Raw genomic sequence first — 22,867 nt, 5'->3', positions numbered from 1 at the left:
GCGCAGCGGTTTTCAGCCGCGGAACTCGGCGCGGCCTTTGTACGGTGCCTTACCCGCCAGCTGCTCTTCGATACGCAGCAGTTGGTTGTACTTGGACACACGGTCCGAGCGGCACAGCGAGCCGGTCTTGATCTGGCCAGCAGCAGTACCGACCGCCAGGTCAGCAATGGTGCTGTCTTCGGTTTCACCCGAGCGGTGCGAAATCACTGCGGTGTAACCAGCAGCCTTGGCCATCTGAATGGCTTCCAGGGTTTCGGTCAGGGTGCCGATCTGGTTGAACTTGATCAGGATCGAGTTGCCGATCGACTCGTCGATGCCACGCTTGAGGATCTTGGTGTTGGTTACAAACAGGTCGTCGCCGACCAACTGCACCTTCTCACCGATCTTGTCGGTCAGCACTTTCCAGCCAGCCCAGTCGGACTCGTCCATGCCGTCTTCGATGGAGATGATCGGGTAACGCTGGGTCAGGCCCGCCAGGTAATCGGCAAAACCTTCGGCGCTGAACACCTTGCCTTCGCCAGCCAGGTCGTACTGACCGTCCTTGAAGAACTCGCTGGAAGCGCAGTCCAGGGCCAGGGTGACGTCAGTGCCCAGCTTGTAGCCCGCATTGGCCACGGCTTCGGCGATGGCGGCCAGAGCGTCTTCGTTAGAAGCCAGGTTCGGTGCGAAACCACCCTCGTCCCCCACGGAGGTGCTCAGACCACGGGCCTTAAGCACGGCTTTGAGGTGATGGAAAATCTCGGTGCCCATACGCAGTGCATCGGAGAAGGTCTTGGCGCCTACCGGCTGAACCATGAACTCCTGAATATCGACGTTGTTATCGGCGTGCTCGCCGCCGTTGATGATGTTCATCATCGGCACCGGCATCGAGTAAACGCCGGGAGTGCCGTTAAGGTCGGCGATGTGCGCGTACAACGGCACGCCTTTGGCCTGAGCAGCAGCCTTGGCGGCAGCCAGAGACACGGCGAGGATGGCGTTGGCACCCAGGGTGGCTTTGTTTTCAGTGCCATCAAGGGCAATCATCGCCTGGTCCAGGGCTTGCTGATCGGCAGCATCTTTACCCAGCAGCAGGTCACGAATCGGGCCGTTGATATTGGCGACGGCCTTCAGCACGCCCTTGCCCAGGTAACGGCTCTTGTCGCCATCACGCAGTTCCAGCGCTTCGCGCGAGCCGGTGGAGGCACCGGACGGCGCACAGGCGCTGCCGATGATGCCACTGTCGAGAATTACATCGGCTTCCACAGTCGGGTTACCACGGGAATCGAGAACCTCACGGCCTTTGATGTCGACGATCTTTGCCATTGCGTGTAGCACTCCAAAAAATTGACGAAAAGGGTAGTACCGAGTTGCACACTCATTGCGCGCTGACAGTAACTCCAGCGCACAACGTGTACTGACTATTCAGTCAGATTGTATACAAAAGGCACTTTACCGGAGATTTGCCGTTTCAGGCAGTCTCAATCGGCGCAAAACTCTTGATCAAATCATCCAGCTGCTTGAGCTGGGTGAGGAACGGCTCCAGCTTGTCCAGACGCAAGGCGCAAGGGCCGTCGCACTTGGCGTTGTCCGGGTCCGGATGGGCTTCCAGGAACAGACCAGCCAAGCCCTGGCTCATGCCCGCCTTGGCCAGGTCGGTGACCTGGGCACGGCGACCACCGGCCGAATCGGCGCGACCACCTGGCATCTGCAGGGCGTGGGTCACGTCGAAAAACACCGGGTAGTTCGTCTGCTTCATGATGCCAAAGCCGAGCATGTCCACTACCAGGTTGTTGTAGCCGAAGCTGGAACCGCGCTCGCAGAGGATCAGCTGGTCATTCCCCGCCTCTTCGCACTTGGTCAGGATGTGCTTCATCTCCTGCGGCGCGAGGAACTGGGCCTTTTTGATATTGATCACCGCACCAGTCTTGGCCATAGCCACGACCAGATCGGTTTGCCGCGAGAGAAACGCCGGCAGCTGGATGATGTCGCAGACATCGGCCACCGGCTGCGCCTGATACGGCTCATGCACGTCGGTGATCACCGGAACACCGAAGGTCTTCTTCACTTCCTCGAAGACCTTCATGCCCTCTTCCAGGCCAGGGCCACGGAAGGAGGTGATGGACGAACGGTTGGCTTTGTCGAAACTGGCCTTGAACACGTAGGGAATACCGAGCTTTTCGGTTACCCGCACGTACTCTTCGCACGCACGCATCGCCAGATCGCGCGACTCAATGACGTTGATCCCGCCAAACAGCACAAAGGGCTTGTCGTTGGCGATCTCGATGTTGCCGACCTTGATGATCTTCTGGGTCATGCCTTAGGCCTTCTTCGCTTGCTGGGCCAGGGCGGCATTGACGAAGCCACTGAACAGCGGGTGGCCATCACGCGGCGTCGAAGTGAACTCGGGGTGGAACTGGCAGGCCACGAACCATGGATGATCCGGCGCTTCAACTACTTCAACCAGCGCGCCGTCGCCGGAACGCCCGGTAACCTTGAGGCCAGCATCGATCAACTGCGGCAGCAGGTTGTTGTTCACTTCATAGCGGTGACGATGGCGCTCGACGATCACATCCTTGCCGTAGCAGGCATGCACTTGCGAACCGGCCAACAGTTGGCAGTCCTGAGCCCCAAGACGCATGGTGCCACCCAGGTCAGAAGAGTCGCTGCGCGTCTCAACTTCGCCGGTCGCGTCCTGCCACTCGGTGATCAGGCCGACCACCGGATGCTGGCTGGAGGTATCGAATTCGGTGGAGTTGGCATCCGTCCAACCCAGCACATTGCGGGCGAACTCGATGACCGCGACCTGCATGCCGAGGCAGATGCCCAGATAAGGAATCTTGTTCTCACGGGCGTATTGCACGGTTTTGATCTTGCCTTCCACGCCGCGCAGACCGAAACCGCCTGGCACCAGAATGGCATCAACACCTTCGAGCAGGCTGGTGCCTTTGTTCTCGATGTCTTCGGAGTCGATATAGCGCAGGTTGACCTTGGTGCGGTTCTGGATGCCGGCATGGCTCATCGCTTCGATCAGCGACTTGTAAGCGTCCAGCAACTCCATGTACTTGCCGACCATGGCGATGTTGACTTCTTTTTCCGGGTTCAGCTTGGCATCGACCACGCGGTCCCACTCGGACAGATCGGCACCGCCACATTCCAGACCGAAGCGCTCGACAACAAAGTCATCCAGACCTTGAGCATGCAGCACGCCCGGAATCTTGTAGATGGTGTCGACGTCTTCCAGACTGATCACCGCACGCTCTTCGACGTTGGTGAACAGGGCGATCTTGCGGCGCGAGGACACATCCACCGGATGGTCGGAACGGCAGATCAGCACGTCCGGCTGCAGGCCGATGGAGCGCAGCTCCTTCACCGAGTGCTGGGTTGGTTTGGTCTTGGTTTCGCCAGCGGTGGCGATGTACGGCACCAGGGTCAGGTGCATCAGCATGGCGCGCTTGGCACCCACTTCTACACGCAGCTGGCGGATGGCCTCAAGGAACGGCTGCGACTCGATGTCACCCACCGTACCGCCGATTTCGACCATGGCCACGTCGGCATCGCCAGCACCCTTGATGATGCGGCGCTTGATTTCATCGGTGATGTGCGGAATAACCTGAATGGTCGCGCCCAGGTAATCACCACGGCGCTCACGGCGCAGCACGTCTTCGTAGACGCGACCAGTGGTGAAGTTGTTGTTCTGGGTCATGGTGGTGCGGATAAACCGCTCATAGTGGCCCAGGTCAAGGTCGGTCTCAGCGCCGTCGTGGGTGACGAACACCTCACCGTGCTGGAACGGGCTCATGGTGCCCGGATCGACGTTGATATAGGGATCCAGCTTGAGCATGGTGACCTTCAGGCCCCGCGCCTCCAGGATAGCCGCCAATGAAGCCGAGGCGATGCCTTTCCCCAATGAAGAAACAACACCACCCGTGACGAATATGTAGCGCGTCATGAAAAACCCTAGAAGTCTGCGTTTAAGCGGTCAATGCCGCCAGGGAAAGCGAAGGAATACCGAAGCGGCTCTCTGCGATGCTCTGCAATGAGCTAGCCCTGTCGATCCCCAAGGGGGTCAACAAAAGCTCTAGTAAGACGGGAGCGTAGTCTACCGGAAAGGGCTTATCAGCTCAAACCTTGATCATCGCTCAATGGCTGCCAATGCAATTGCCAACTGCCATCGGCGGCGCCCTGCAAACCTGGCAGGTTGGCGATTGCTACAACCTGGTTATCCAGGCGCAGCAGCGGCAGACGGTCACGGACAAACGCCGGTATGCGCCATTCATTAAACAGACGCTTCAGGTCACGATGCCCGCGCCCTGGCAGCATGATCTGCTCACCCGCCCGACGGTAACCCAGCTGCCAGTCACCTACGGGCAAGCTGCCCTGAATATGCACGACGCCATTACCAGTCAGCGGTAGATGCTGGTTAGCCTCGATGAAGATGTCGGGCGATGGCGGTGAGCGCAGCCAGTCACCCGCCAACCACCAAAGGTGGTCGTGGCTACGGCGCAGCTCACCAGAGGCCAATTGCCAAACCGGCGAGGCATCCGGCGCCGCATCGCGCAGCGCCTGCCAACCGGCCCAATGTTCTGTGTCCGGCATGGTGGTCAGAGGGCGCAGCCAGTAACGCAGGGCATTACGCTGGCGCGCCTCACTCAGCTCACGTAATGCCGGCAACCCGAGACACGGCATTGGCAGCCAGGCAAAGTCGGTGGGAACATTTGCTGCATGCAAATCCTGCTGCGCCAACTCATTCAACAGGTGTTGCGCTTCGCTCAGGTGTGCAGCGCTGCGTGCCAGGGCGTTATGTGCCTGCGGCCAGCGCTGGGACAGCCGTGGCAACACCTGGCGCCGCAAATAGTTGCGTGAAAAGCGTTCATCGGCATTGGATGGATCATCGACCCAGACCAGCCCGTGAGCTTGCGCATAATCCAGCAACTCGGTGCGCGAGCAGTCCAGCAAGGGGCGCAGTAAATACCCTGCACCCAACGCGCGGCTGACCGGCATACCCGCCAACCCCTGCACACCCGCGCCGCGCAACAGACGAAACAGCAGGGTTTCCGCCTGGTCATCGCGATGCTGCGCGCTCAGCAGCAATTCGCCTGCGCCGAGACGGGCCGCAAAGGCCGCATAGCGGGCATCGCGCGCAGCACGCTCAAGACTGGCGCCAGGCGCCACCTGCACATATTCAACCTGCAACGGCACAGACAAGGCGGCGCAAAGATCACGACAATGCGCCGGCCAGGCATCAGCCACAGCCTGCATACCGTGATGAATATGAATAGCGGAAAGAGGCGGCAACGTCTCTCGCTGCGCAAGGCTGGCCAGCAGGTGCAACAGCACCGTGGAATCCAGCCCGCCGGACAGCGCCACACACCAGCCCGGAGCATCCCTCCAGGACTGTAAAGCATCGTATAGACGGGTATGCAGAGCGTTCATTGGCCAAGCTTAAAACAACAACGGGCCCGAAGGCCCGTTGTATGCGCTACACCTGAGCAATCAGGCAATGCCATAGCTCATCAGGCGCTCATAACGACGCTTGAGCAGCGCATCGGTATCGAGCCCCTTGAGGGTTTTCAGCTGAGCTAGCAGCGCCTGACGAATCGATTCGGCCGCAGCTGCCGGGTCACTGTGTGCGCCGCCCAGCGGCTCACCGATGACCTGATCGACAATGCCCAGTCCTTTCAGACGCTCGGCGGTGATCCCCATGGCTTCGGCTGCATCAGGTGCCTTCTCGGCAGTCTTCCACAGAATCGAGGCACAGCCTTCCGGCGAAATCACCGAGTAGGTGGAGTACTGCAGCATGTTCAGCTGGTCGCACACACCGATGGCCAGTGCGCCGCCGGAGCCGCCCTCGCCGATCACGGTGGCGATAATCGGGGTTTTCAGTCGCGCCATGACACGCAGGTTCCAGGCAATCGCCTCACTCTGCCCACGCTCTTCCGCGTCGATCCCCGGATAAGCACCTGGCGTATCGATAAAGGTGAGGATCGGCATCTTGAAGCGTTCGGCCATCTCCATCAGACGGCAGGCCTTGCGGTAGCCTTCAGGGCGCGGCATGCCGAAGTTACGACGGACCTTTTCGCGAATCTCGCGGCCTTTCTGATGACCAATCACCATGACCGGTTGCCCATCCAAACGCGCCACGCCACCGACCAGGGCGGCATCGTCGGAGAAGTGGCGGTCGCCGTGCAGCTCGTCGAATTCGGTAAAGATGTGCTGCAGGTAATCCAGGGTGTAGGGGCGGCGCGGGTGACGCGCCAGCTGAGCGATCTGCCAGCTGCTGAGGTTGCCGAAAATGCTTTCGGTCAGCGCGCTGCTCTTGTCTTGCAGGCGGGCGATTTCATCAGTGATGTTCAACGAGTTGTCGTTACCGACCAGGCGAAGCTCTTCGATCTTGGCTTGCAGGTCGGCGATCGGCTGTTCGAAATCGAGAAAATTCGGGTTCATAGTCATCCGTCTTGCGTCGACGGCCAAGTGGCCGGGAGCTGTATCCGTTATCGCGCCCTACCATATAGCAGCGGGCGCATTCAGGTCGACACCCGAAATGGCAGGAAAGTTTTCCAGGCACATTGCGGCGTATCACGACCAACCGGCGAGGCCGCAGCCCCGCAAATCAGCGGTAGTGCAGAAAGACGTTGTCGCGGCCGAACTGGTCACGCAATGCTTGAATCAGACTGTCAGCCGGTTCGATGCGCCAGTTATCGCCAAATTGCAGCTGCGCGCTGGCCTCGCTGCCGCTGTAATCGACGGTGATCGGGCACGCGCCGCGATGACGACTGCACAGCTCGGCCAACCAGCGCAGGCGGTCGCCCTGCAGCGCACTGCTGGCGACTTTAAGGCGCAAACTGTCGGCCAGGCCGGTGCGCGCCTCTTCCAGGCTCATCACCCGCTTGGCACGCAGGCGCAGGCCACCGGAGAAGTCGTCGTTGCTCACCTCACCCTCGACCACCACCAGAGCATCGGTCTGCAGCAAGGCCTGAGCACTGTTGAAGGCTTCGGCAAACAGCGAAGCCTCGATGCGCCCGGAGCGATCGTCGAGGGTGATAAAGCCCATCTTGTCGCCTTTCTTGTTCTTCATCACGCGCAGGTTGACCACCAGCCCGGCAATCGTCTGGTCACCGCGCGCGGCCTTCAGGTCGACAATGCGCTGGCGAGCAAAGCGCCGCACCTCACCTTCGTACTCATCAATCGGGTGACCGGTCAGGTACAGCCCAAGAGTGTCTTTCTCGCCCTTGAGACGCTCCTTGAGCGTCAACTCGCGGGCACGCAGATGATTGAGGTAAACATCCGCCTCGGCATCGGCAAAGACGCCACCAAACAGGTCCATGTGCCCGCTTTCAGCGCTGCGCGCGGTCTGCTCGGCGGCCTGTACGGCCTCTTCCATCGCCGCCAACAGCACCGCACGGTTACGGTCGATATTGGCCTTGTAGGCTTTCAGTTCTTCATGGAAATGCGGGCCGAGGCGATCCAGTGCACCGCTGCGAATCAGCGCTTCCAGGGTGCGCTTGTTGATGCGCTTGAGGTCAACCCGCGCACAGAAGTCGAACAGATCCGTGAACGGACCAGCCTCGCGCGCCTCGACAATCGCCTCCACCGGCCCTTCACCGACACCCTTGATCGCACCCAGGCCGTAAACGATCCAGCCCTCGTTGTTCACCGTGAACTTGAACTCGGAGATGTTCACATCCGGCGCGTCGAGGCGCAGCTTCATGCTGCGGCACTCCTCGATCAGGGTGACCACCTTGTCGGTGTTGTGCATATCCGCCGACAGCACCGCGGCCATAAATGGCGCCGGATGGTGCGCCTTGAGCCATGCAGTCTGATAGGACACCAGGCCATAGGCGGCGGAGTGGGATTTGTTGAAGCCGTAACCGGCGAACTTTTCCACCAGGTCGAAGATGTTGCCGGCCAGGTCGGCATCGATGCCGTTATTGGCACAACCTTCAATAAAGCCGCCGCGCTGTTTGGCCATTTCCTCGGGTTTTTTCTTACCCATGGCGCGGCGCAGCATGTCCGCTCCACCAAGGGTGTAACCGGCCATCACCTGGGCAATCTGCATCACCTGCTCCTGGTACAGGATGATGCCGTAGGTCGGTTTCAGTACTGGCTCAAGGCCGGCGTACTGGTAGTCCTGGTGCGGGTAGGAAATCGGCTCGCGACCGTGTTTACGGTTGATGAAGTCGTCCACCATGCCCGATTGCAGCGGACCAGGACGGAACAGCGCCACCAGAGCGATCATGTCTTCCAGGCAGTCGGGCTTGAGCTTTTTGATCAACTCCTTCATGCCGCGCGATTCAAGCTGGAACACCGCGGTGGTTTCAGCCCTTTGCAACATGGCGAACGTCGGCTTGTCGTCCAGCGGAATGAAATCGATATTCAAATCCGGCAGGCCCTGCTTGGCCTGCTCACGGTTGATGGTCTCCATCGCCCATTTGATGATGGTCAGGGTACGCAGGCCGAGGAAGTCGAACTTCACCAGGCCGGCCTGCTCCACATCGTCCTTGTCGAACTGAGTTACCAGACCGCCACCTTCATCATCACAGGCAATCGGTGAAAAGTCGGTGAGCTTGGTCGGCGCGATCACCACACCACCGGCGTGTTTACCGGTACCGCGACAGATGCCTTCGAGCTTAAGCGACATGTCCCAGATTTCCCGGGCGTCTTCGTCAACCTTGAGGAAGTCGCGCAGCGGCTCCTCCATCTCGTAGGCTTTTTCCAGGGTCATGCCGACTTCGAAGGGGATCATCTTCGACAGGCGGTCGGCCAGGCCGTAGGACTTGCCCTGGGCCCGTGCCACGTCGCGCACCACCGCCTTGGCCGCCATGGTGCCGAAGGTGATGATCTGGCTCACCGCGTTACGCCCGTATTTCTCGGCCACGTAGTCGATTACCCGGTCGCGGCCATCCATGCAGAAGTCGACGTCGAAGTCGGGCATGGAGACCCGTTCCGGGTTGAGGAAGCGCTCGAACAGCAAGTCATAGGCCAGCGGATCGAGGTCGGTGATTTTCTGCACGTAGGCCACCAGCGAGCCGGCGCCCGAGCCCCGGCCAGGGCCGACCGGCACGCCGTTGTTCTTCGCCCACTTGATGAAGTCCATTACGATCAGGAAGTAACCGGGGAAGCCCATCTGGATGATGATATCCAGCTCGAAATTCAGCCGGTCGATATAGACCTGTTTCTTTGCCTCGTAGTCCGGGGTGTCCTTGGGCAGCAGCACTTCCAGCCGCTCGTCCAGGCCCTCGAAGGACACCTGACGAAAGTACTCGTCGATGGTCATACCCGCCGGCACGGGGAAGTCCGGCAGGAAGTATTTACCCAGCTGCACTTCGATGTTGCAGCGTTTGGCGATCTCGACGGTGTTTTCCAGCGCCTCGGGCAGGTCGCTGAACAACTCGGTCATTTCTTGCGGGCTTTTCAGGTATTGCTGATCGGAATAGCTGCGCGGCCGGCGCGGGTCGTCCAAGCTGCGGCCTTCACCAATACATACACGGGTTTCGTGGGCCTCGAAATCGTCCGGCTTGATAAAACGCACATCGTTGGTCGCCACCAACGGCGCACCGAACCTGTCAGCCAGAGCTACGGCAGCATGCAGGTGCTCTTCATCATTGACCCGGTTGGTGCGTTGTACTTCCAGGTAGAAACGCTCGGGGAAAACGGCCATCCATTCCTGCAACAGCGCTTCAGCCGTGGCCAGCTCACCATCGAGCAAGGCATGGCCGATCTCTCCCTCTTTCGCGCCAGACAAGGCAATCAGCCCCTCGGCCGCTTCCTTGACCCAGTCACGCTGGATAATCACCAGATCATTGCTCTGCCCTTCGCTCCAGCCGCGCGAGACCAGTTCCGTGAGGTTACGGTAGCCCTTGGCATTCATCGCCAGCAGGGTCATGCGGCTCAATGGGCCATCTTCCTCGGCACTGGCCAGCCAGATATCGGCACCACAGATCGGCTTGATGCCACCGCCCATGGCCGCCTTATAGAACTTCACCAGCGAGCACATATTGCTCATGTCAGTGACCGCCACCGCCGGCATCCCGGCTGCCGCCACTGACTTGATCAGTGGTTTGACCCGCACCAGCCCATCGACCAGGGAAAACTCGGTGTGCAAACGCAGGTGGACGAAGGAAGCAGTCATGGCAGTCCTATACAAAACACAAAAACGATAAGGCCCGGATTGTACCGGGCCAAAGTGCAAACACCAGCATGTGGATCAGCGGATCTATGCGTAGGCTGGATGTAGCGCGCTATATCTGCCGAGCCTGAGCTGGTGGACCGATAAGGCGTGATCCAACTACTGCTCAAGCAGCGCACGTACAGGACCGAATGAGCGCCGATGAATCGGCGTTGGCCCCAAACGGCGCAAGGCATCCAGGTGCACAGCCGTGGGATAACCCTTGTGCCCGGCAATGCCGTAGCCGGGGTATTGCGCATCCAGCAGTTGCATCTCGCGATCACGGCTGACCTTGGCCAGGATCGAGGCCGCAGCAATCGCTGGCACCTGACTGTCGCCCTTGATCACCGCAGCGCTAGGCACCTGCAGTTTCGGGCAACGGTTGCCGTCGATCAGCGCCAGCTTGGGTGTCACGCTCAAGCCTTCGACCGCACGCTGCATGGCCAGCATGGTGGCGTGGAGAATATTCAGGCGGTCAATCTCTTCAACCTCGGCGCGAGCAATGCACCAGGCCAGGGCTTTCTCGCGGATTTCATCGAAGAGTTTGTCGCGACGGGCTTCGCTGAGTTTTTTCGAATCATTCAAACCCAGAATCGGCCGCGCCGGATCGAGAATCACCGCAGCTGTCACCACCGCACCACAGAGCGGGCCGCGACCGACTTCATCGACACCGGCGACCAGTTCCTGCACCAGAGTGAAATCCAACCCCAACTGCATCAGCCGCGACCTGCCAGCTGCAATACCGCCGTGGCGGCTTGCACCGAAGCATCGCGACGCAGCGCACGGTGAATCACATCGAAGCCTTCGGTCTGCACTTCACCGCCATCCAGCAACGGAGCCAGTAATTGAGCCAACGCTTCTGGCGTAGCCGCATCCTGAATCATTTCCGGCACAAGCAAACGCTCGGCCAGCAGGTTCGGCAGGGAAATATAGGCACTGGTGACCAGACGCTTGAGGATGCGGTAGGTGAGCGGCGCAACCTTGTACGCCACCACCATGGGCCGCTTGTACAACAGGGCTTCCAGGGTCGCCGTACCGGAGGCGATCAATACGGCATCGCATGCTGCCAACGCCTCATGGGAACGTCCGTCGAGCAGGGTCAGCGGCAGATCACGGCCCACCAGCATCTGCTCAAGCTGCGCGCGACGCTCGGGGCTGGCGCACGGCAGAACGAACTGGATACCTGGACGCAAGGTGCGCAAACGTACGGCAGCATCAAGAAACAGACTGCCCAGACGTGCCACTTCACCACCGCGACTACCTGGCAGCAGGGCCACCACCGGCTGATCCTGCAGCAAATTCAGCGCATCGCGGGCGGAATGACGGTCGGCTTGCTGTGGGATGGTATCGGCCAGCGGGTGGCCAACAAAACGCACCGGCACCTGATGATCCTGATAGAACTGCGCCTCAAAGGGGAACAGGGTCAACATCAGGTCGCAGGCTTCACGAATCTTCAGCACGCGCTTCTGCCGCCAGGCCCAAACCGACGGGCTGACGTAATGCACAGTCTTGATGCCAGCCTGACGCAGCTTGAGTTCAACCGTCAGGTTGAAATCAGGGGCATCAATGCCGATAAACACGTCGGGCTTGGCATCAATCAGGGTACGAATCAGGCGTTTGCGTCGCGACAGCAGTTCGGGCAGACGGCCGAGCACCTCTACCAGGCCCATGACAGCCAGGCGTTCCATCGGAAAGTAGGAAGTCAGCCCTTGCGCCTGCATCAGCGGGCCACCGACACCGATAAATTCGATCTGCGGGTATTGGGCTTTGAGGGCCTGCATCAGGCCCGCACCAAGAATATCGCCAGACGCCTCGCCAGCGACCAGCGCGACACGCATCAGGTCAGTCATAAATTATCGGGTAATGCCGCGGCTTGAAGCCTGGATGGAGTCGCGGAAGATCGCGACTTCGGGAAATTCTGCAGACGACTCGGCCAACTCGGCCATCGCCTGCTCAACAGTAAGTCCCTGCCGATAGACAATCTTGTAAGCACGACGCAAGGCGGCAATCGCCTCGGCGCTGAAACCACGACGGCGCATGCCTTCGAAGTTCATGCTGCGCGCTTCGGCCGGATTACCGAATACGGTGACAAAGGCCGGTACATCCTTGCCAATCGCCGTGCCCATGCCGGAAAAGCTGTGCGCGCCAATACGGCAGAACTGATGCACCAGGGTGTAACCGGAGAGAATTGCCCAGTCGTCCACCCATACATGTCCAGCCAATGCGGTGTTATTGACCAGGATGCAATGGTTGCCGATCACGCTGTCATGGCCAACGTGGGCGTAGGCCATGATCAGATTGTGATCGCCAATCGTAGTTTCACTACGATCCTGCACGGTACCGCGATGGATGGTCACGCCCTCACGGATCACGTTGTGATCGCCAATAACCAGACGAGTCGCCTCACCCTGGTATTTGAGGTCAGGGGTGTCTTCACCCACCGAGGAGAATTGATAGATCCTGTTGTGCTTACCGATCCGCGTCGGCCCCTTGAGAATCACATGGGGGCCGATCACTGTACCCTCGCCAATTTCCACATCGGCCCCGATTATCGACCAAGGGCCGACGACAACGTCGTCGGCCAGCTTGGCACTGGGGTCAATAATGGCGCGAGGGTCAATCAAACTCATAGCTTGCGTTCCGCACAGATGATTTCTGCCGAGCAGACTTCTTTGCCGTCGACACTGGCCTTGCACTCGAACTTCCAGATGCTGCGCTTGTTACTCAGGTATTTGGCTTCGAGGATCAACTGATCGCCCGGCACTACCGGCTGACGAAAGCGTAGCTTGTCGGAACCGACAAAGTAATACAGGGTGCCGTCTGCCGGCTTAAGGTCCATCATCTTGAAGCCAAGAATACCGGCAGCCTGGGCCATGGCCTCGATGATCAGCACGCCCGGCATGATCGGGTGTTCCGGGAAGTGGCCGTTGAAGAATGGCTCATTGATGCTGACATTCTTGTAGGCACGAATGCTCTTGCCCTCGAGGTCCAGCTCAGCCACCCGGTCCACCAGCAGGAACGGATAGCGGTGCGGCAAGTATTCGCGAATCTGGTTAATGTCCATCATGTGCAGAGAAGCCTGTAAGAGAAAAAAGAGAAGCCGGCAAAACCGGCTCAGGCATCAGATGAAGTGTCGGCGGCCGAGGTCACGGTGGCCAGCTGCTTTTCCAACTGTTGCAGGCGACGCGCCATGTCATCCAATTGACGAATGCGCGCGGCGCTCTTGCGCCACTCGGCGGCCGGCTGCATGGCGGTGCCTGACGAATAGGAACCCGGTTCAGTGATCGAACGGGTGACCATGGTCATACCGGTCACGAACACGTTGTCGCACACCTCAATATGCCCAACCATGCCCACGCCGCCAGCAATCATGCAGTTCTTGCCGATTTTGGTGCTGCCGGAAATCCCAGCGCAACCGGCCATGGCGGTGTTGTCGCCGATCTGCACGTTGTGCGCGATCATGATCTGGTTATCCAGTTTGACCCCGTTGCCGATCAGCGTATCGGACAGCGCGCCACGGTCGACCGTGGTGTTGGCGCCGATCTCGACGTCATCACCGATGGTGACCCCGCCGATCTGGGCGATCTTCTGCCAGACGCCCTTCTCATTGGCAAAGCCGAAGCCTTCGCCGCCGACCACTGCGCCAGATTGAATCACCACACGCTTCCCAATGCGCACATCGTGATACAGGGTCACTCGCGGTGCGAGCCAGCCGCCCTCGCCAATGACCGACCGCGCACCGACCACGCACTGCGCGCCAACGGTTACGCCAGCAGCAATCTGCGCACCACTCTCGATCACCGCATAGGCACCGATACTGGCACTGGCATCAACCTGCGCATCGACCGCTACTACCGCAGTCGGATGCACACCTGCCAAAGCACGCGGCTTGCGATCAAACACGTGAGACAGTTCGGCATACGCCAGGTAGGGATTAGCGACAATCAGAGCATTACCGGCATAGCCTTCAGCATCCGCAGCTGTCAGCAGGATTGCACCTGCCTGGCTGCTGGAGAGGTACTTGCGGTACTGGGGATTGGCCAGAAAACTCAACTGTTCAGCACTGGCTTCCTGCAAGGTCGCCAGGCCGCTGACAGTCTGCTCTGCGGAGCCACGCAGCGTGGCTCCCAAGCGCTCGGCCAGTTGACCGAGGGTATAAACCATTGCACTCATGATCAGCGCAGCTGATTCATGCGCTCGATAACCTGGCGAGTGATGTCGAACTGAGGTTTGACATCAATCACTGCACCGCGCTCCAGAACCAGGTCAAAGTTACCGGTCTTGATCACTTCTTCCACGGCTTTGTCCAGATTCGGCTTGAGCTTCTTCAGCATCTCGCGGTCAGCCACAGCCTTGGACTCGTTCAGCTCTTTGGACTGGAACTGGAAATCACGGGCCTTCTGCTTGAATTCAAGTTCCAGACGCTCACGCTCGGCGGTCTGCATCTTCTCACCATCTTTGACCAGGCGATCCTGAATACGCTTGGCATCGCTTTCCAGAGTTTTCAGCTTGTTCAGTTGCGGGCCAAATTTCTTCTCGGCATCGACGGCATAACGCTTGGCTGCATCAGACTCAAGCAGCGCCATCTGATAGTTCAATACCGCCACTTTCATTTCGGCAAATGCCGGAGTGGCCAGCATGGCGACGCTTAGCAAAACCAGTTGAGTCAACTTACGCACGGTGCAACTCCTGCAAAACTGTTGGTATTCAATAATCTGACGCTTAGAACGTCTGACCGAGAGAGAACTGGAAAATCTGCGTATCAGCATCATCCGGCTTGAGGATTGGCATGGCCAGACTGAAACTCAACGGCCCCAACGCGGTGATCCAGGTCAGACCGACACCCACGGAACTGGCGAGCTGTCCCGGATCGATATTGTTGCAATCAGTCTGAGTCTTGCCGCAGTTGGTATCGAAGACATTACCCACATCCCAAAACAGCGCAGTACGCAGCGAACGCTGATCTTTAACGAAGGGCATGGGGAACAACAGCTCTACACCACCTTGAACCAGTACGTTGCCGCCAAACGGCAGCGGGTCTTGATCCGGGTCAAATGCAGTGCCTTTGTTTCCAGTAACTGCCTGACCACGACTCGGTGTACTACGAGGCCCAAGGCTGCTGTCCTTGAACCCTCGTACCGAGTTGAAACCACCCGCGTAATAATGTTCATAGAACGGCAAATCGGATGTCGAACCATAGCTCTCGCCAAAGCCCAGTTGGCTGTGGAAGCGCAATGTATAGGTGTCACTCAGTGGTTTGAATACCTGGCCGCGGTAGTCAATCTTGAAGAACGACAGATCACTACCAGGCACGGTGGTTTCAAAAACCAGACTTTGTGAGTGACCACGGTTGGCCAGCACACCACGGTTAAGAGTCGACTCCGACCAGCCAATAGAGGCTTTGAGGTTTAGGTAGTTATCACCCTCGGCCTCGATAAAGTTGAAGATTTCATCAACGGTATAAACACCGGTGCTGATACTGTCATTCTGAATGGTCAGGCCGTAGGTCAGGCGCGAGGTATCACTGATCGGGTAACCGATACTCACACCAGCACCAAAACTATCGACTGCATAACTGGACACGTCAGTGTTCAGTTCATCGTAATCCGTCTCACGGAAGAACGCGTTATAGCCCAAGCTGACACCGTCCGGCGTCCAGTAGGGATCAACGAAACCGAAGTTGTAGTTGCTCTGGTACTCGCTGCGGGTCAAACCAACGCTGACCTTATTACCGCTACCGAGGAAGTTATTCTGGGTAATCGAACCGCCCAGAATCAGACCGGCGTTCTGGGCAAAACCAACGCTGGCAGTAATCGAACCAGAGGCCTGCTCTTCGACGCTGTAGTTAACGTCCACCTGATCGTCGGTACCTGGCACCTGCGGGGTTTCAACGTTGACTTCCTTGAAGTAACCGAGACGCTCCAGGCGGGTCTTGGACTGATCAATCAGGTAAGTCGAGGCCCAACCACCTTCCATCTGGCGCATTTCGCGGCGTAGCACTTCGTCTTCCGACTTGGTGTTACCGCGGAAGTTGATGCGGTTGACGTAAGCACGCTTGCCTGGGTCGACCACAAAGGTGATCGACACAGTGCCATCGTCATGAGCCTCCGGCACGCCGTTGACGTTGGCGAAGGTATAACCCTCGTTACCCAGACGACGGGTAACCAGCTCGGAAGTGGTGGTCATCACCTTACGCGAGAACACCTGGCCTTCCTGAACCAGCAGCAGTGCGCGGACTTCTTCTTCCGGCACTTTCAGTTCACCGCTGAGTTTGACCTCACGTACGGTGTACTTCTCACCCTCGTCGACGTTGACGGTGACATATACATGTTTCTTGTCCGGGGTAATGGATACCTGGGTCGAGCTGATATCCATATTGATGTAGCCGCGATCCAGGTAGTAGGAACGCAGACGCTCCAAGTCACCAGACAGCTTTTCGCGAGCATACTTGTCGTCGTTCTTGAAGAAGGACAGCCAGTTGGTGGTCTTCAGCTCGAACAGGGCAATCAGGTCCTCGTCGGAGAAGACGGTATTACCCACCACGTTGATGTGTTGAATCGCAGCAACCGAGCCTTCGTTGATGTTGATCTTCAAGGCCACGCGGTTACGCGGTTGAGGGATTACTTCGGCTTCGATTTCCGCAGAGTAACGGCCTTGGGCAACGTACTGACGCTGCAATTCGTTGCGCACACCTTCTAGGGTAGCGCGCTGGAAAATCTCGCCTTCGGCCAGACCCGACTGGTTCAGGCCTTTGAGCAGGTCTTCGCTGCTGATGGCCTTGTTGCCTTCGATCTCGATGCTGGAAATCGATGGACGCTCAACGACGGTAATAACCAGCACGTCGCCATCACGGCCAAGCTGGATATCCTGAAAGAAACCGGTTTTGAACAGCTCGCGGGTCGCCTCGACCAGCGCGCGGTCATCGGCTTGTGCGCCCACATTGAGTGGCAGGGCACCAAATACGCTACCAGCGGAAACCCGCTGCAAGCCGGTAACCCGAATATCGGAGATGGTGAAGGACTCGGCGTGAACTTCGGTGATCATCAGTGCGGCAAGCACCGCAGGTAGCAGCAGACGTTTCATGAAGTCCTTTCTTATTCCAACTGACAATAAAAAATCCGCCGCTTAGCGCGACACTTCTTGTACATACCGAGAGCGTAATTCAGCAGCGGTTACAGGCGGCTCAAGTCGTTTACCAGGGCCAGCAACATGACCCCGATCACCAAACTGATGCCGATCTGCATTCCCCAACCCTGTATCCGTTCCGACAGCGGGCGACCACGCACCCACTCGACCAGATAAAAAAGCAGATGCCCCCCATCCAGCACGGGGATGGGCAGCAGATTAAGAACCCCCAGGCTAATGCTCAGGTAGGCGAGGAATTTCAGGAAATCACTCAAGCCCGACTCAGCGGAAGCGCCCGCCACTTTAGCAATGGTTATCGGCCCGCTCAAGTTTTTTACCGAGAGCTCACCAAACAGCATTTTCTTCAGTGAATTAAGGGTCAGAACGCTCATTGCCCAGGTATTCCTGGCACCCTCGGCAACGGCTTCCAGCGGACCAAAGCGCACTTCACGGAGCATCTCGGCAGGCCATTCACCGCCCGCAACACCGGCCCCCATATAACCCGTCAGCGTCTCGCCCTCCCCTCGCGCAGCCAGGGTCAGTGGCACATCCAACTGCTGTCCTTGCCGCTCAATTTGCAGCGTGATGCTTTTACCCGGCAAACCACGCACCTGATCGACCAGTTGCTGCCAATCAGCCAACGCCTGACCGTTCAGCGCTAGCAAGCGGTCACCTTCTTTCAGTCCGGCAGCAAATGCCGGCCCCTTTGGATCAAGTTGCGCCAGAACCGGCTCCAGCACCGGACGCCATGGCCGAATACCCAAGGAGGCAATCGGATCTGGCTCATCAGCGCCACGCAACCAGTTGTCCAACTCGATCCGCAGCAGGCTGTCGACAGAAGAGCCAGGCTCGCGCACAGCCACATCCAGCTGCCCCGTCTCGCCCAGCCGCGTGACCAATTGCAGGTTGACCGCAGTCCAGCCGGTGGTCGGCTTACCGTTTATCGCAACAATTTCCTGCCCAGCCTGCAAACCCGCCGCTTGCGCCAGACTGCCCGCCTCAACCGCGCCAATGACCGGACGCACCTGCTGGCTACCGAGCATCGCCAGCACCCAGAAGAACAGCAGCGCAAGAAGGAAGTTCGCCACCGGCCCCGCCGCCACGATGGCGATGCGCTGCTTTACCGATTTGCGATTGAAAGATTGATCAAGCAATTCGGGCGGCACATCGCCCTCACGCTCATCAAGCATTTTCACGTAGCCACCCAGCGGGATGGCCGCCACAACAAATTCCGTGCCCTGGCGGTCATGCCAGCGCAACAGCGGACTGCCAAAGCCGACAGAAAAACGCAGTACCTTGACCCCGCAACGGCGAGCCACCCAGAAATGACCAAACTCATGGATGGTTACCAGCACCCCAAGCGCCACCAAGGTACCGACCAGCATATACAAGGCACTCATCAAACTTCTCCGCGTCAGCGATCAGCGCTGACTCAGCCATTGTTCGGCCAGGAAACGAGCACGGCCATCGGCTGCCAATACTGTTTCCAGACTCTCAACCGCCAGAGCGGGCTCAGTATGCAGAACATCTTCGATGATACGCGCGATCTCGGGAAAACAGATGCGTCCGGCCAGGAAAGCCGCTACAGCCACTTCATTGGCCGCATTGAGCATGGCCGGCGCAGTACCACCGGCCTGAGCAGCCTCGCGCGCCAAACGCAAACAGGGGAAACGCTGCTCATCAGGTGCCTGAAAGTCCAGACGGGCGATCGCGAACAGATCCAGCGGTGCCACCCCGGAGTCAATACGCTCCGGCCAGGCCAGGGCATGACTGATCGGCGTGCGCATGTCCGGATTGCCCAGCTGAGCCAATACCGAGCCATCGACATAATCGACCAGCGAGTGGATCACACTCTGCGGGTGTACCACCACTTCAACCTGGGCAGGCGCAGCATCGAACAGCCAGCAGGCCTCGATCAGCTCCAGCCCTTTATTCATCATGCTGGCCGAATCCACCGAGATCTTGCGCCCCATCGACCAATTGGGGTGCGCGCACGCCTGCTCGGGCGTGACTGCATGCAGCTGATCCAACGGCATCTCGCGAAACGGCCCGCCGGAAGCGGTCAGCAGGATACGCCGCACACCAACTTGTTGCAGACCACGGGCATAGTCACCCGGCAGACACTGAAAAATCGCGTTGTGCTCGCTATCAATCGGCAACAGTACAGCGCCACTTTTACGCACCGCCTGCATAAATAGCGCGCCTGACATCACCAGAGCTTCTTTGTTGGCCAACAGCACCTTCTTGCCAGCCTCAACAGCCGCCAGGGTCGGCGGTAAGCCGGCAGCACCGACAATCGCCGCCATCACCGCATCCACGTCGGGATGCGCCGCCACTTCACATAATCCCTCGGGACCATGGAGCACTTGGGTGACCAAGCCGGCCGCGCGCAAGCAGTCCTGAAGCTGGCGAGCTTGCAGAGCCTGCGGTACCACGGCAAAGCGCGGACGATAGATCATGCACAGGGCTTCCAGCTCAGCCAGACGGCTGAAACCAGAAAGCGCGAACACCTGATAGCGCTCAGGGTGACGGGCAATCACATCAAGGGTGCTGAGGCCAATCGAACCAGTAGCTCCCAGCACCGTAATCTGTTGCAGCTGGCTCACAGCGCGCCCCAACCCGCCAGCCAAAGCAACGCGGCAAATACCGGGATAGCAGCCGTCAGGCTATCGATACGATCCAACACGCCGCCATGCCCTGGCAGCAGGTTGCTGCTGTCTTTGATGCCCGACTGGCGCTTGAACATGCTTTCGGTCAAATCACCGACTACCGAGATCAGCACCACCACCGCAGTACCGAGCAATGCCAGCAGCGCGCTGGAAATCGACCAATCACGGTAGATCGCCACACCTGCGCAGATCAGCAGCGTCGCCAGCAGGCCGCCAAACACGCCTTCCCAGCTCTTGCCAGGACTGACCTGCGGCGCCAGCTTGCGCTTGCCGAAACGGCGACCGGCAAAATAGGCACCGATATCAGCCCCCCAGACCAGCACCATCACCGCCAGGATCAACCAGTTGGCCTCAGGCCACTGCTTGAACAGCACCAACCCCTGCCAGGCCGGCAACAGAATCAGCAAACCGATCAGCAGCCTAACAGGCGCCGCCACCCAATACCGGCTGCTGCCGGGGTAGCCCAGCACCAGAAACGTGGCAATTACCCACCACGCGACGCCGATCAACAACAACCAGGGCGCCAGCTGCGGCAGCAGGTACAAGCCCAACAGCAACGCTGCAACCAACACGGCATAAGCCACACGCTGCACCTGCGCGGCAAAACCAGCCAAACGCGCCCATTCCCAGGCACCCAGGCTGACCACCGCCCCGATAAACAGCGCAAACAAACCGCCATCCAGCAGAAAGAAACCGCCCAGCGCAAACGGCAGCAGTACCAAAGCAGTGATAATTCGTTGTTTGAGCATCAGTTACGCGCCTCAGCTGCAACCTGCTCGCTGGTTTTCCCGAAGCGACGCTGGCGGCTAGCAAAATCGGCCAAGGCTTTGCGCATGGCGTCGTGTTTGAAATCCGGCCAATACAGGTCGGAGAAATACAGCTCGGTGTACGCCAGTTGCCAGAGCAGGAAATTGCTGATGCGATGTTCACCGCCGGTACGGATGCACAGATCAGGCAACGGCAGATCGCCGGTCACCAGACAGCTTTGCAGTAGCTCCGGGGTGATATCTTCGGCGCGCAGGTGGCCGCCCTGCACTTCACGCGCCAGCCGCTGCGCCGCCTGCGCGATATCCCACTGACCACCGTAGTTGGCCGCCACCTGCAGAACAAAGCGCTTATCACCAGCGGTTTGCGCTTCTGCATCGCGCATCGCCGCCTGCAGCTCGGGGTGAAAACGTGAACGATCACCGATGATGCGCAAGCTGATGTCATTGGCATCAAGCTTTTTCGCCTCACGCCGCAACGCACTGAGGAACAGCTCCATCAGCGCGCTGACCTCCTCGGCTGGGCGCTGCCAGTTTTCACTGGAGAACGCGAACAGGGTCAACACCTCGACCCCAGCCTCGGCACACACCTCGATCACTGCACGCACGGCATCAACGCCAGCCTTGTGGCCGGCAACACCAGGCAGCAGACGCTTCTTCGCCCAGCGGTTATTGCCGTCCATGATGATTGCCACATGCCGTGGCACGGCAATCCGATTACCGTCGTTGGTTTTGTCCATGGCGATAATCTGACCGTTAAACGGCCATCAGATCCGCTTCTTTCTGCTTCACCGCCACTTCGATTTCCGCTACGAACTTGTCGGTCAGCTTCTGGATGTCATCCGCCGCACGGCGCTCTTCGTCTTCGCTGATTTCCTTTTCCTTGACCAAGTCTTTCAGCTGGCTCAGGGCATCGCGGCGGATATTGCGCACCGCAACACGGCCGTCTTCAGCGGCATCACGCGCTTGTTTGGTGAAGCCCTTACGGGTCTCTTCGGTCAGTGCCGGCATGGTTACCAGCAACAGCTCGCCCAGGTTAGTCGGGTTAAAACCCAGACCAGAGCTCTGAATGGCCTTGTCCACGGCGGACAGCATATTGCGCTCGAACGCCACCACCTGCAGGGTGCGCGAGTCCTTGACGGTCACGTTGGCCACCTGGTTGATCGGAGTATCGGCACCGTAATACGGCACCATCACCCCCGCCAGGATGCTCGGGTGCGCCTGGCCAGTACGGATGCGGCTGAAGGCGTGAATCAGCGATTCCAGGCTCTTCTGCATGCGTACCTGGGCGTCTTTCTTGATCTCATTGATCATGCTTATCTTCCTCGATCAGAGTGCCTTCAGCGCCGCCGACTACAACGTTCAGCAGGGCGCCGGGCTTGTTCATGTTGAAAACGCGCAGCGGCATATTATGGTCGCGGCACAGGCAGATCGCCGTCAGGTCCATCACACCCAGCTTGCGGTCGAGCACCTCGTCATAAGTCAGGCGATCAAACTTCTCGGCATGCGGATCCTTGAATGGGTCGGCAGTGTACACGCCATCGACCTTGGTCGCCTTGAGCACCACATCGGCATCGATTTCGATGGCGCGCAGGCAGGCAGCCGAATCAGTGGTAAAGAACGGATTACCAGTGCCAGCAGCGAAAATCACCACCTCACCGGTTTTCAGATGACGCATGGCCTTGCGTCGGTCGTAATGATCGGTCACCCCGACCATGGAAATGGCCGACATGACGATGGCCGGAATGTTCGAGCGCTCCAGGGCGTCGCGCATGGCCAGGGCATTCATTACCGTGGCCAGCATGCCCATGTGGTCGCCGGTTACCCGGTCCATGCCCGCAGCGCTCAGGGCCGCACCACGGAACAGGTTGCCACCCCCAATCACCAGACCAACCTGCACGCCGATACCTACCAGCTGGCCGACTTCCAGCGCCATGCGGTCAAGCACCTTGGGATCGATGCCGAAATCTTCGGACCCCATCAGGGCCTCGCCGCTAAGTTTGAGCAGAATGCGCTTGTAACGCGGTTGACGACCACTCATCTGCTGAGCCATTGCGAGTCTCTCCTGCGGCGTTTGAATTCTTTACGGGTTTAAACCCGAATTATCGAGCGCTTTGACTGCGCCCCGGACAATTGGTGCGCCTCAATAATAGAAGCGAACAACA

General features: G+C 58.9%; 19 protein-coding genes. All 19 read right to left on the bottom strand.

What is annotated here, in order from left to right:
- Positions 1-12: 12 nt before the first annotated feature.
- Entirely contained in the window at positions 13-1,302 is a 1,290-nt protein-coding gene (eno, locus tag ACSQ17_RS16535) for a phosphopyruvate hydratase (protein WP_436069711.1), read from the bottom strand.
- A 145-nt stretch (positions 1,303-1,447) separates the two neighbouring features.
- Entirely contained in the window at positions 1,448-2,293 is an 846-nt protein-coding gene (gene kdsA, locus ACSQ17_RS16530) for a 3-deoxy-8-phosphooctulonate synthase (RefSeq protein WP_436069710.1), read from the bottom strand.
- Positions 2,294-2,296: 3 nt separating this feature from the next.
- A complete protein-coding gene (locus tag ACSQ17_RS16525) occupies positions 2,297-3,928 on the bottom strand; it encodes a CTP synthase (protein WP_436069709.1) in 1,632 nt (543 codons plus the stop codon).
- A 167-nt stretch (positions 3,929-4,095) separates the two neighbouring features.
- Positions 4,096-5,412, bottom strand: coding sequence for a tRNA lysidine(34) synthetase TilS (gene tilS / locus ACSQ17_RS16520; protein WP_436069708.1), 1,317 nt, complete (start codon positions 5,410-5,412; stop codon positions 4,096-4,098).
- A gap of 60 nt (positions 5,413-5,472) precedes the next feature.
- Complete coding sequence (gene accA / locus ACSQ17_RS16515; RefSeq protein ID WP_436069707.1) at positions 5,473-6,423, bottom strand: acetyl-CoA carboxylase carboxyl transferase subunit alpha; 951 nt, start codon at positions 6,421-6,423, stop codon at positions 5,473-5,475.
- Between the two features lie 166 nt (positions 6,424-6,589).
- On the bottom strand, positions 6,590-10,108 hold the full coding sequence (gene dnaE, locus ACSQ17_RS16510) for a DNA polymerase III subunit alpha (protein WP_436069706.1): 3,519 nt from the start codon (positions 10,106-10,108) through the stop codon (positions 6,590-6,592).
- Between the two features lie 156 nt (positions 10,109-10,264).
- Positions 10,265-10,861, bottom strand: a complete 597-nt coding sequence (rnhB, locus tag ACSQ17_RS16505; protein ID WP_436069705.1) for a ribonuclease HII — start codon at positions 10,859-10,861, stop codon at positions 10,265-10,267.
- The gene (gene lpxB, locus ACSQ17_RS16500) at positions 10,861-11,994 is read right to left on the bottom strand and encodes a lipid-A-disaccharide synthase (RefSeq protein ID WP_436069704.1); all 1,134 of its coding nucleotides are present in this window, start codon (positions 11,992-11,994) and stop codon (positions 10,861-10,863) included. The genes rnhB and lpxB overlap by 1 nt, the downstream gene beginning before the upstream one ends.
- A 3-nt stretch (positions 11,995-11,997) precedes the next feature.
- Positions 11,998-12,774: an acyl-ACP--UDP-N-acetylglucosamine O-acyltransferase gene (lpxA, locus tag ACSQ17_RS16495; protein ID WP_436069703.1), complete on the bottom strand. Its 777-nt coding sequence runs from the start codon at positions 12,772-12,774 to the stop codon at positions 11,998-12,000.
- The gene (fabZ, locus tag ACSQ17_RS16490) at positions 12,771-13,211 is read right to left on the bottom strand and encodes a 3-hydroxyacyl-ACP dehydratase FabZ (RefSeq protein WP_257777957.1); all 441 of its coding nucleotides are present in this window, start codon (positions 13,209-13,211) and stop codon (positions 12,771-12,773) included. Before fabZ ends, lpxA begins: the two co-directional genes overlap by 4 nt.
- Positions 13,212-13,258: 47 nt before the next feature.
- Positions 13,259-14,320: a UDP-3-O-(3-hydroxymyristoyl)glucosamine N-acyltransferase gene (gene lpxD / locus ACSQ17_RS16485; protein ID WP_436070506.1), complete on the bottom strand. Its 1,062-nt coding sequence runs from the start codon at positions 14,318-14,320 to the stop codon at positions 13,259-13,261.
- Positions 14,320-14,823, bottom strand: coding sequence for an OmpH family outer membrane protein (locus tag ACSQ17_RS16480; RefSeq protein ID WP_436069702.1), 504 nt, complete (start codon positions 14,821-14,823; stop codon positions 14,320-14,322). The genes lpxD and ACSQ17_RS16480 overlap by 1 nt, the downstream gene beginning before the upstream one ends.
- A 43-nt stretch (positions 14,824-14,866) precedes the next feature.
- Entirely contained in the window at positions 14,867-17,227 is a 2,361-nt protein-coding gene (gene bamA, locus ACSQ17_RS16475; RefSeq protein ID WP_436069701.1) for an outer membrane protein assembly factor BamA, read from the bottom strand.
- An 89-nt stretch (positions 17,228-17,316) separates the two neighbouring features.
- Positions 17,317-18,669 carry a sigma E protease regulator RseP gene (gene rseP, locus ACSQ17_RS16470; protein ID WP_436069700.1) on the bottom strand — a complete coding sequence of 451 codons (1,353 nt, stop codon included), beginning with the start codon at positions 18,667-18,669 and terminating at the stop codon, positions 17,317-17,319.
- A 21-nt stretch (positions 18,670-18,690) separates the two neighbouring features.
- Complete coding sequence (gene ispC / locus ACSQ17_RS16465; RefSeq protein WP_436069699.1) at positions 18,691-19,875, bottom strand: 1-deoxy-D-xylulose-5-phosphate reductoisomerase; 1,185 nt, start codon at positions 19,873-19,875, stop codon at positions 18,691-18,693.
- Positions 19,872-20,687, bottom strand: a complete 816-nt coding sequence (locus ACSQ17_RS16460; RefSeq protein ID WP_436069698.1) for a phosphatidate cytidylyltransferase — start codon at positions 20,685-20,687, stop codon at positions 19,872-19,874. The genes ispC and ACSQ17_RS16460 overlap by 4 nt, the downstream gene beginning before the upstream one ends.
- Positions 20,687-21,442: a polyprenyl diphosphate synthase gene (uppS, locus tag ACSQ17_RS16455; RefSeq protein WP_233684093.1), complete on the bottom strand. Its 756-nt coding sequence runs from the start codon at positions 21,440-21,442 to the stop codon at positions 20,687-20,689. The genes ACSQ17_RS16460 and uppS overlap by 1 nt, the downstream gene beginning before the upstream one ends.
- Before the next feature lie 16 nt (positions 21,443-21,458).
- Positions 21,459-22,016, bottom strand: coding sequence for a ribosome recycling factor (gene frr, locus ACSQ17_RS16450; protein WP_233684092.1), 558 nt, complete (start codon positions 22,014-22,016; stop codon positions 21,459-21,461).
- Positions 22,006-22,755, bottom strand: coding sequence for a UMP kinase (pyrH, locus tag ACSQ17_RS16445; RefSeq protein ID WP_160015693.1), 750 nt, complete (start codon positions 22,753-22,755; stop codon positions 22,006-22,008). The genes frr and pyrH overlap by 11 nt, the downstream gene beginning before the upstream one ends.
- Positions 22,756-22,867 lie beyond the last annotated feature (112 nt).

It is taken from the genome of Pseudomonas sp. LjRoot71, from assembly GCF_964253255.1.
Taxonomy (GTDB): Bacteria; Pseudomonadota; Gammaproteobacteria; order Pseudomonadales; family Pseudomonadaceae; genus Aquipseudomonas.
This window is presented reverse-complemented; position numbering and strand designations above follow the sequence as displayed.

What these genes read in the sequence shown, in the direction of transcription:
- frr (WP_233684092.1), bottom strand. Translation starts at nt 22,016, where the DNA reads ATGATCAATGAGATCAAGAAAGACGCCCAGGTACGCATGCAGAAGAGC.
- uppS (WP_233684093.1), bottom strand. Translation starts at nt 21,442, where the DNA reads ATGGACAAAACCAACGACGGTAATCGGATTGCCGTGCCACGGCATGTG.
- pyrH (WP_160015693.1), bottom strand. Translation starts at nt 22,755, where the DNA reads ATGGCTCAGCAGATGAGTGGTCGTCAACCGCGTTACAAGCGCATTCTG.
- fabZ (WP_257777957.1), bottom strand. Translation starts at nt 13,211, where the DNA reads ATGATGGACATTAACCAGATTCGCGAATACTTGCCGCACCGCTATCCG.
- rseP (WP_436069700.1), bottom strand. Translation starts at nt 18,669, where the DNA reads ATGAGTGCCTTGTATATGCTGGTCGGTACCTTGGTGGCGCTTGGGGTG.
- kdsA (WP_436069710.1), bottom strand. Translation starts at nt 2,293, where the DNA reads ATGACCCAGAAGATCATCAAGGTCGGCAACATCGAGATCGCCAACGAC.
- lpxA (WP_436069703.1), bottom strand. Translation starts at nt 12,774, where the DNA reads ATGAGTTTGATTGACCCTCGCGCCATTATTGACCCCAGTGCCAAGCTG.
- dnaE (WP_436069706.1), bottom strand. Translation starts at nt 10,108, where the DNA reads ATGACTGCTTCCTTCGTCCACCTGCGTTTGCACACCGAGTTTTCCCTG.
- tilS (WP_436069708.1), bottom strand. Translation starts at nt 5,412, where the DNA reads ATGAACGCTCTGCATACCCGTCTATACGATGCTTTACAGTCCTGGAGG.
- lpxB (WP_436069704.1), bottom strand. Translation starts at nt 11,994, where the DNA reads ATGACTGACCTGATGCGTGTCGCGCTGGTCGCTGGCGAGGCGTCTGGC.
- ACSQ17_RS16525 (WP_436069709.1), bottom strand. Translation starts at nt 3,928, where the DNA reads ATGACGCGCTACATATTCGTCACGGGTGGTGTTGTTTCTTCATTGGGG.
- accA (WP_436069707.1), bottom strand. Translation starts at nt 6,423, where the DNA reads ATGAACCCGAATTTTCTCGATTTCGAACAGCCGATCGCCGACCTGCAA.
- ACSQ17_RS16460 (WP_436069698.1), bottom strand. Translation starts at nt 20,687, where the DNA reads ATGCTCAAACAACGAATTATCACTGCTTTGGTACTGCTGCCGTTTGCG.
- bamA (WP_436069701.1), bottom strand. Translation starts at nt 17,227, where the DNA reads ATGAAACGTCTGCTGCTACCTGCGGTGCTTGCCGCACTGATGATCACC.
- rnhB (WP_436069705.1), bottom strand. Translation starts at nt 10,861, where the DNA reads ATGCAGTTGGGGTTGGATTTCACTCTGGTGCAGGAACTGGTCGCCGGT.
- eno (WP_436069711.1), bottom strand. Translation starts at nt 1,302, where the DNA reads ATGGCAAAGATCGTCGACATCAAAGGCCGTGAGGTTCTCGATTCCCGT.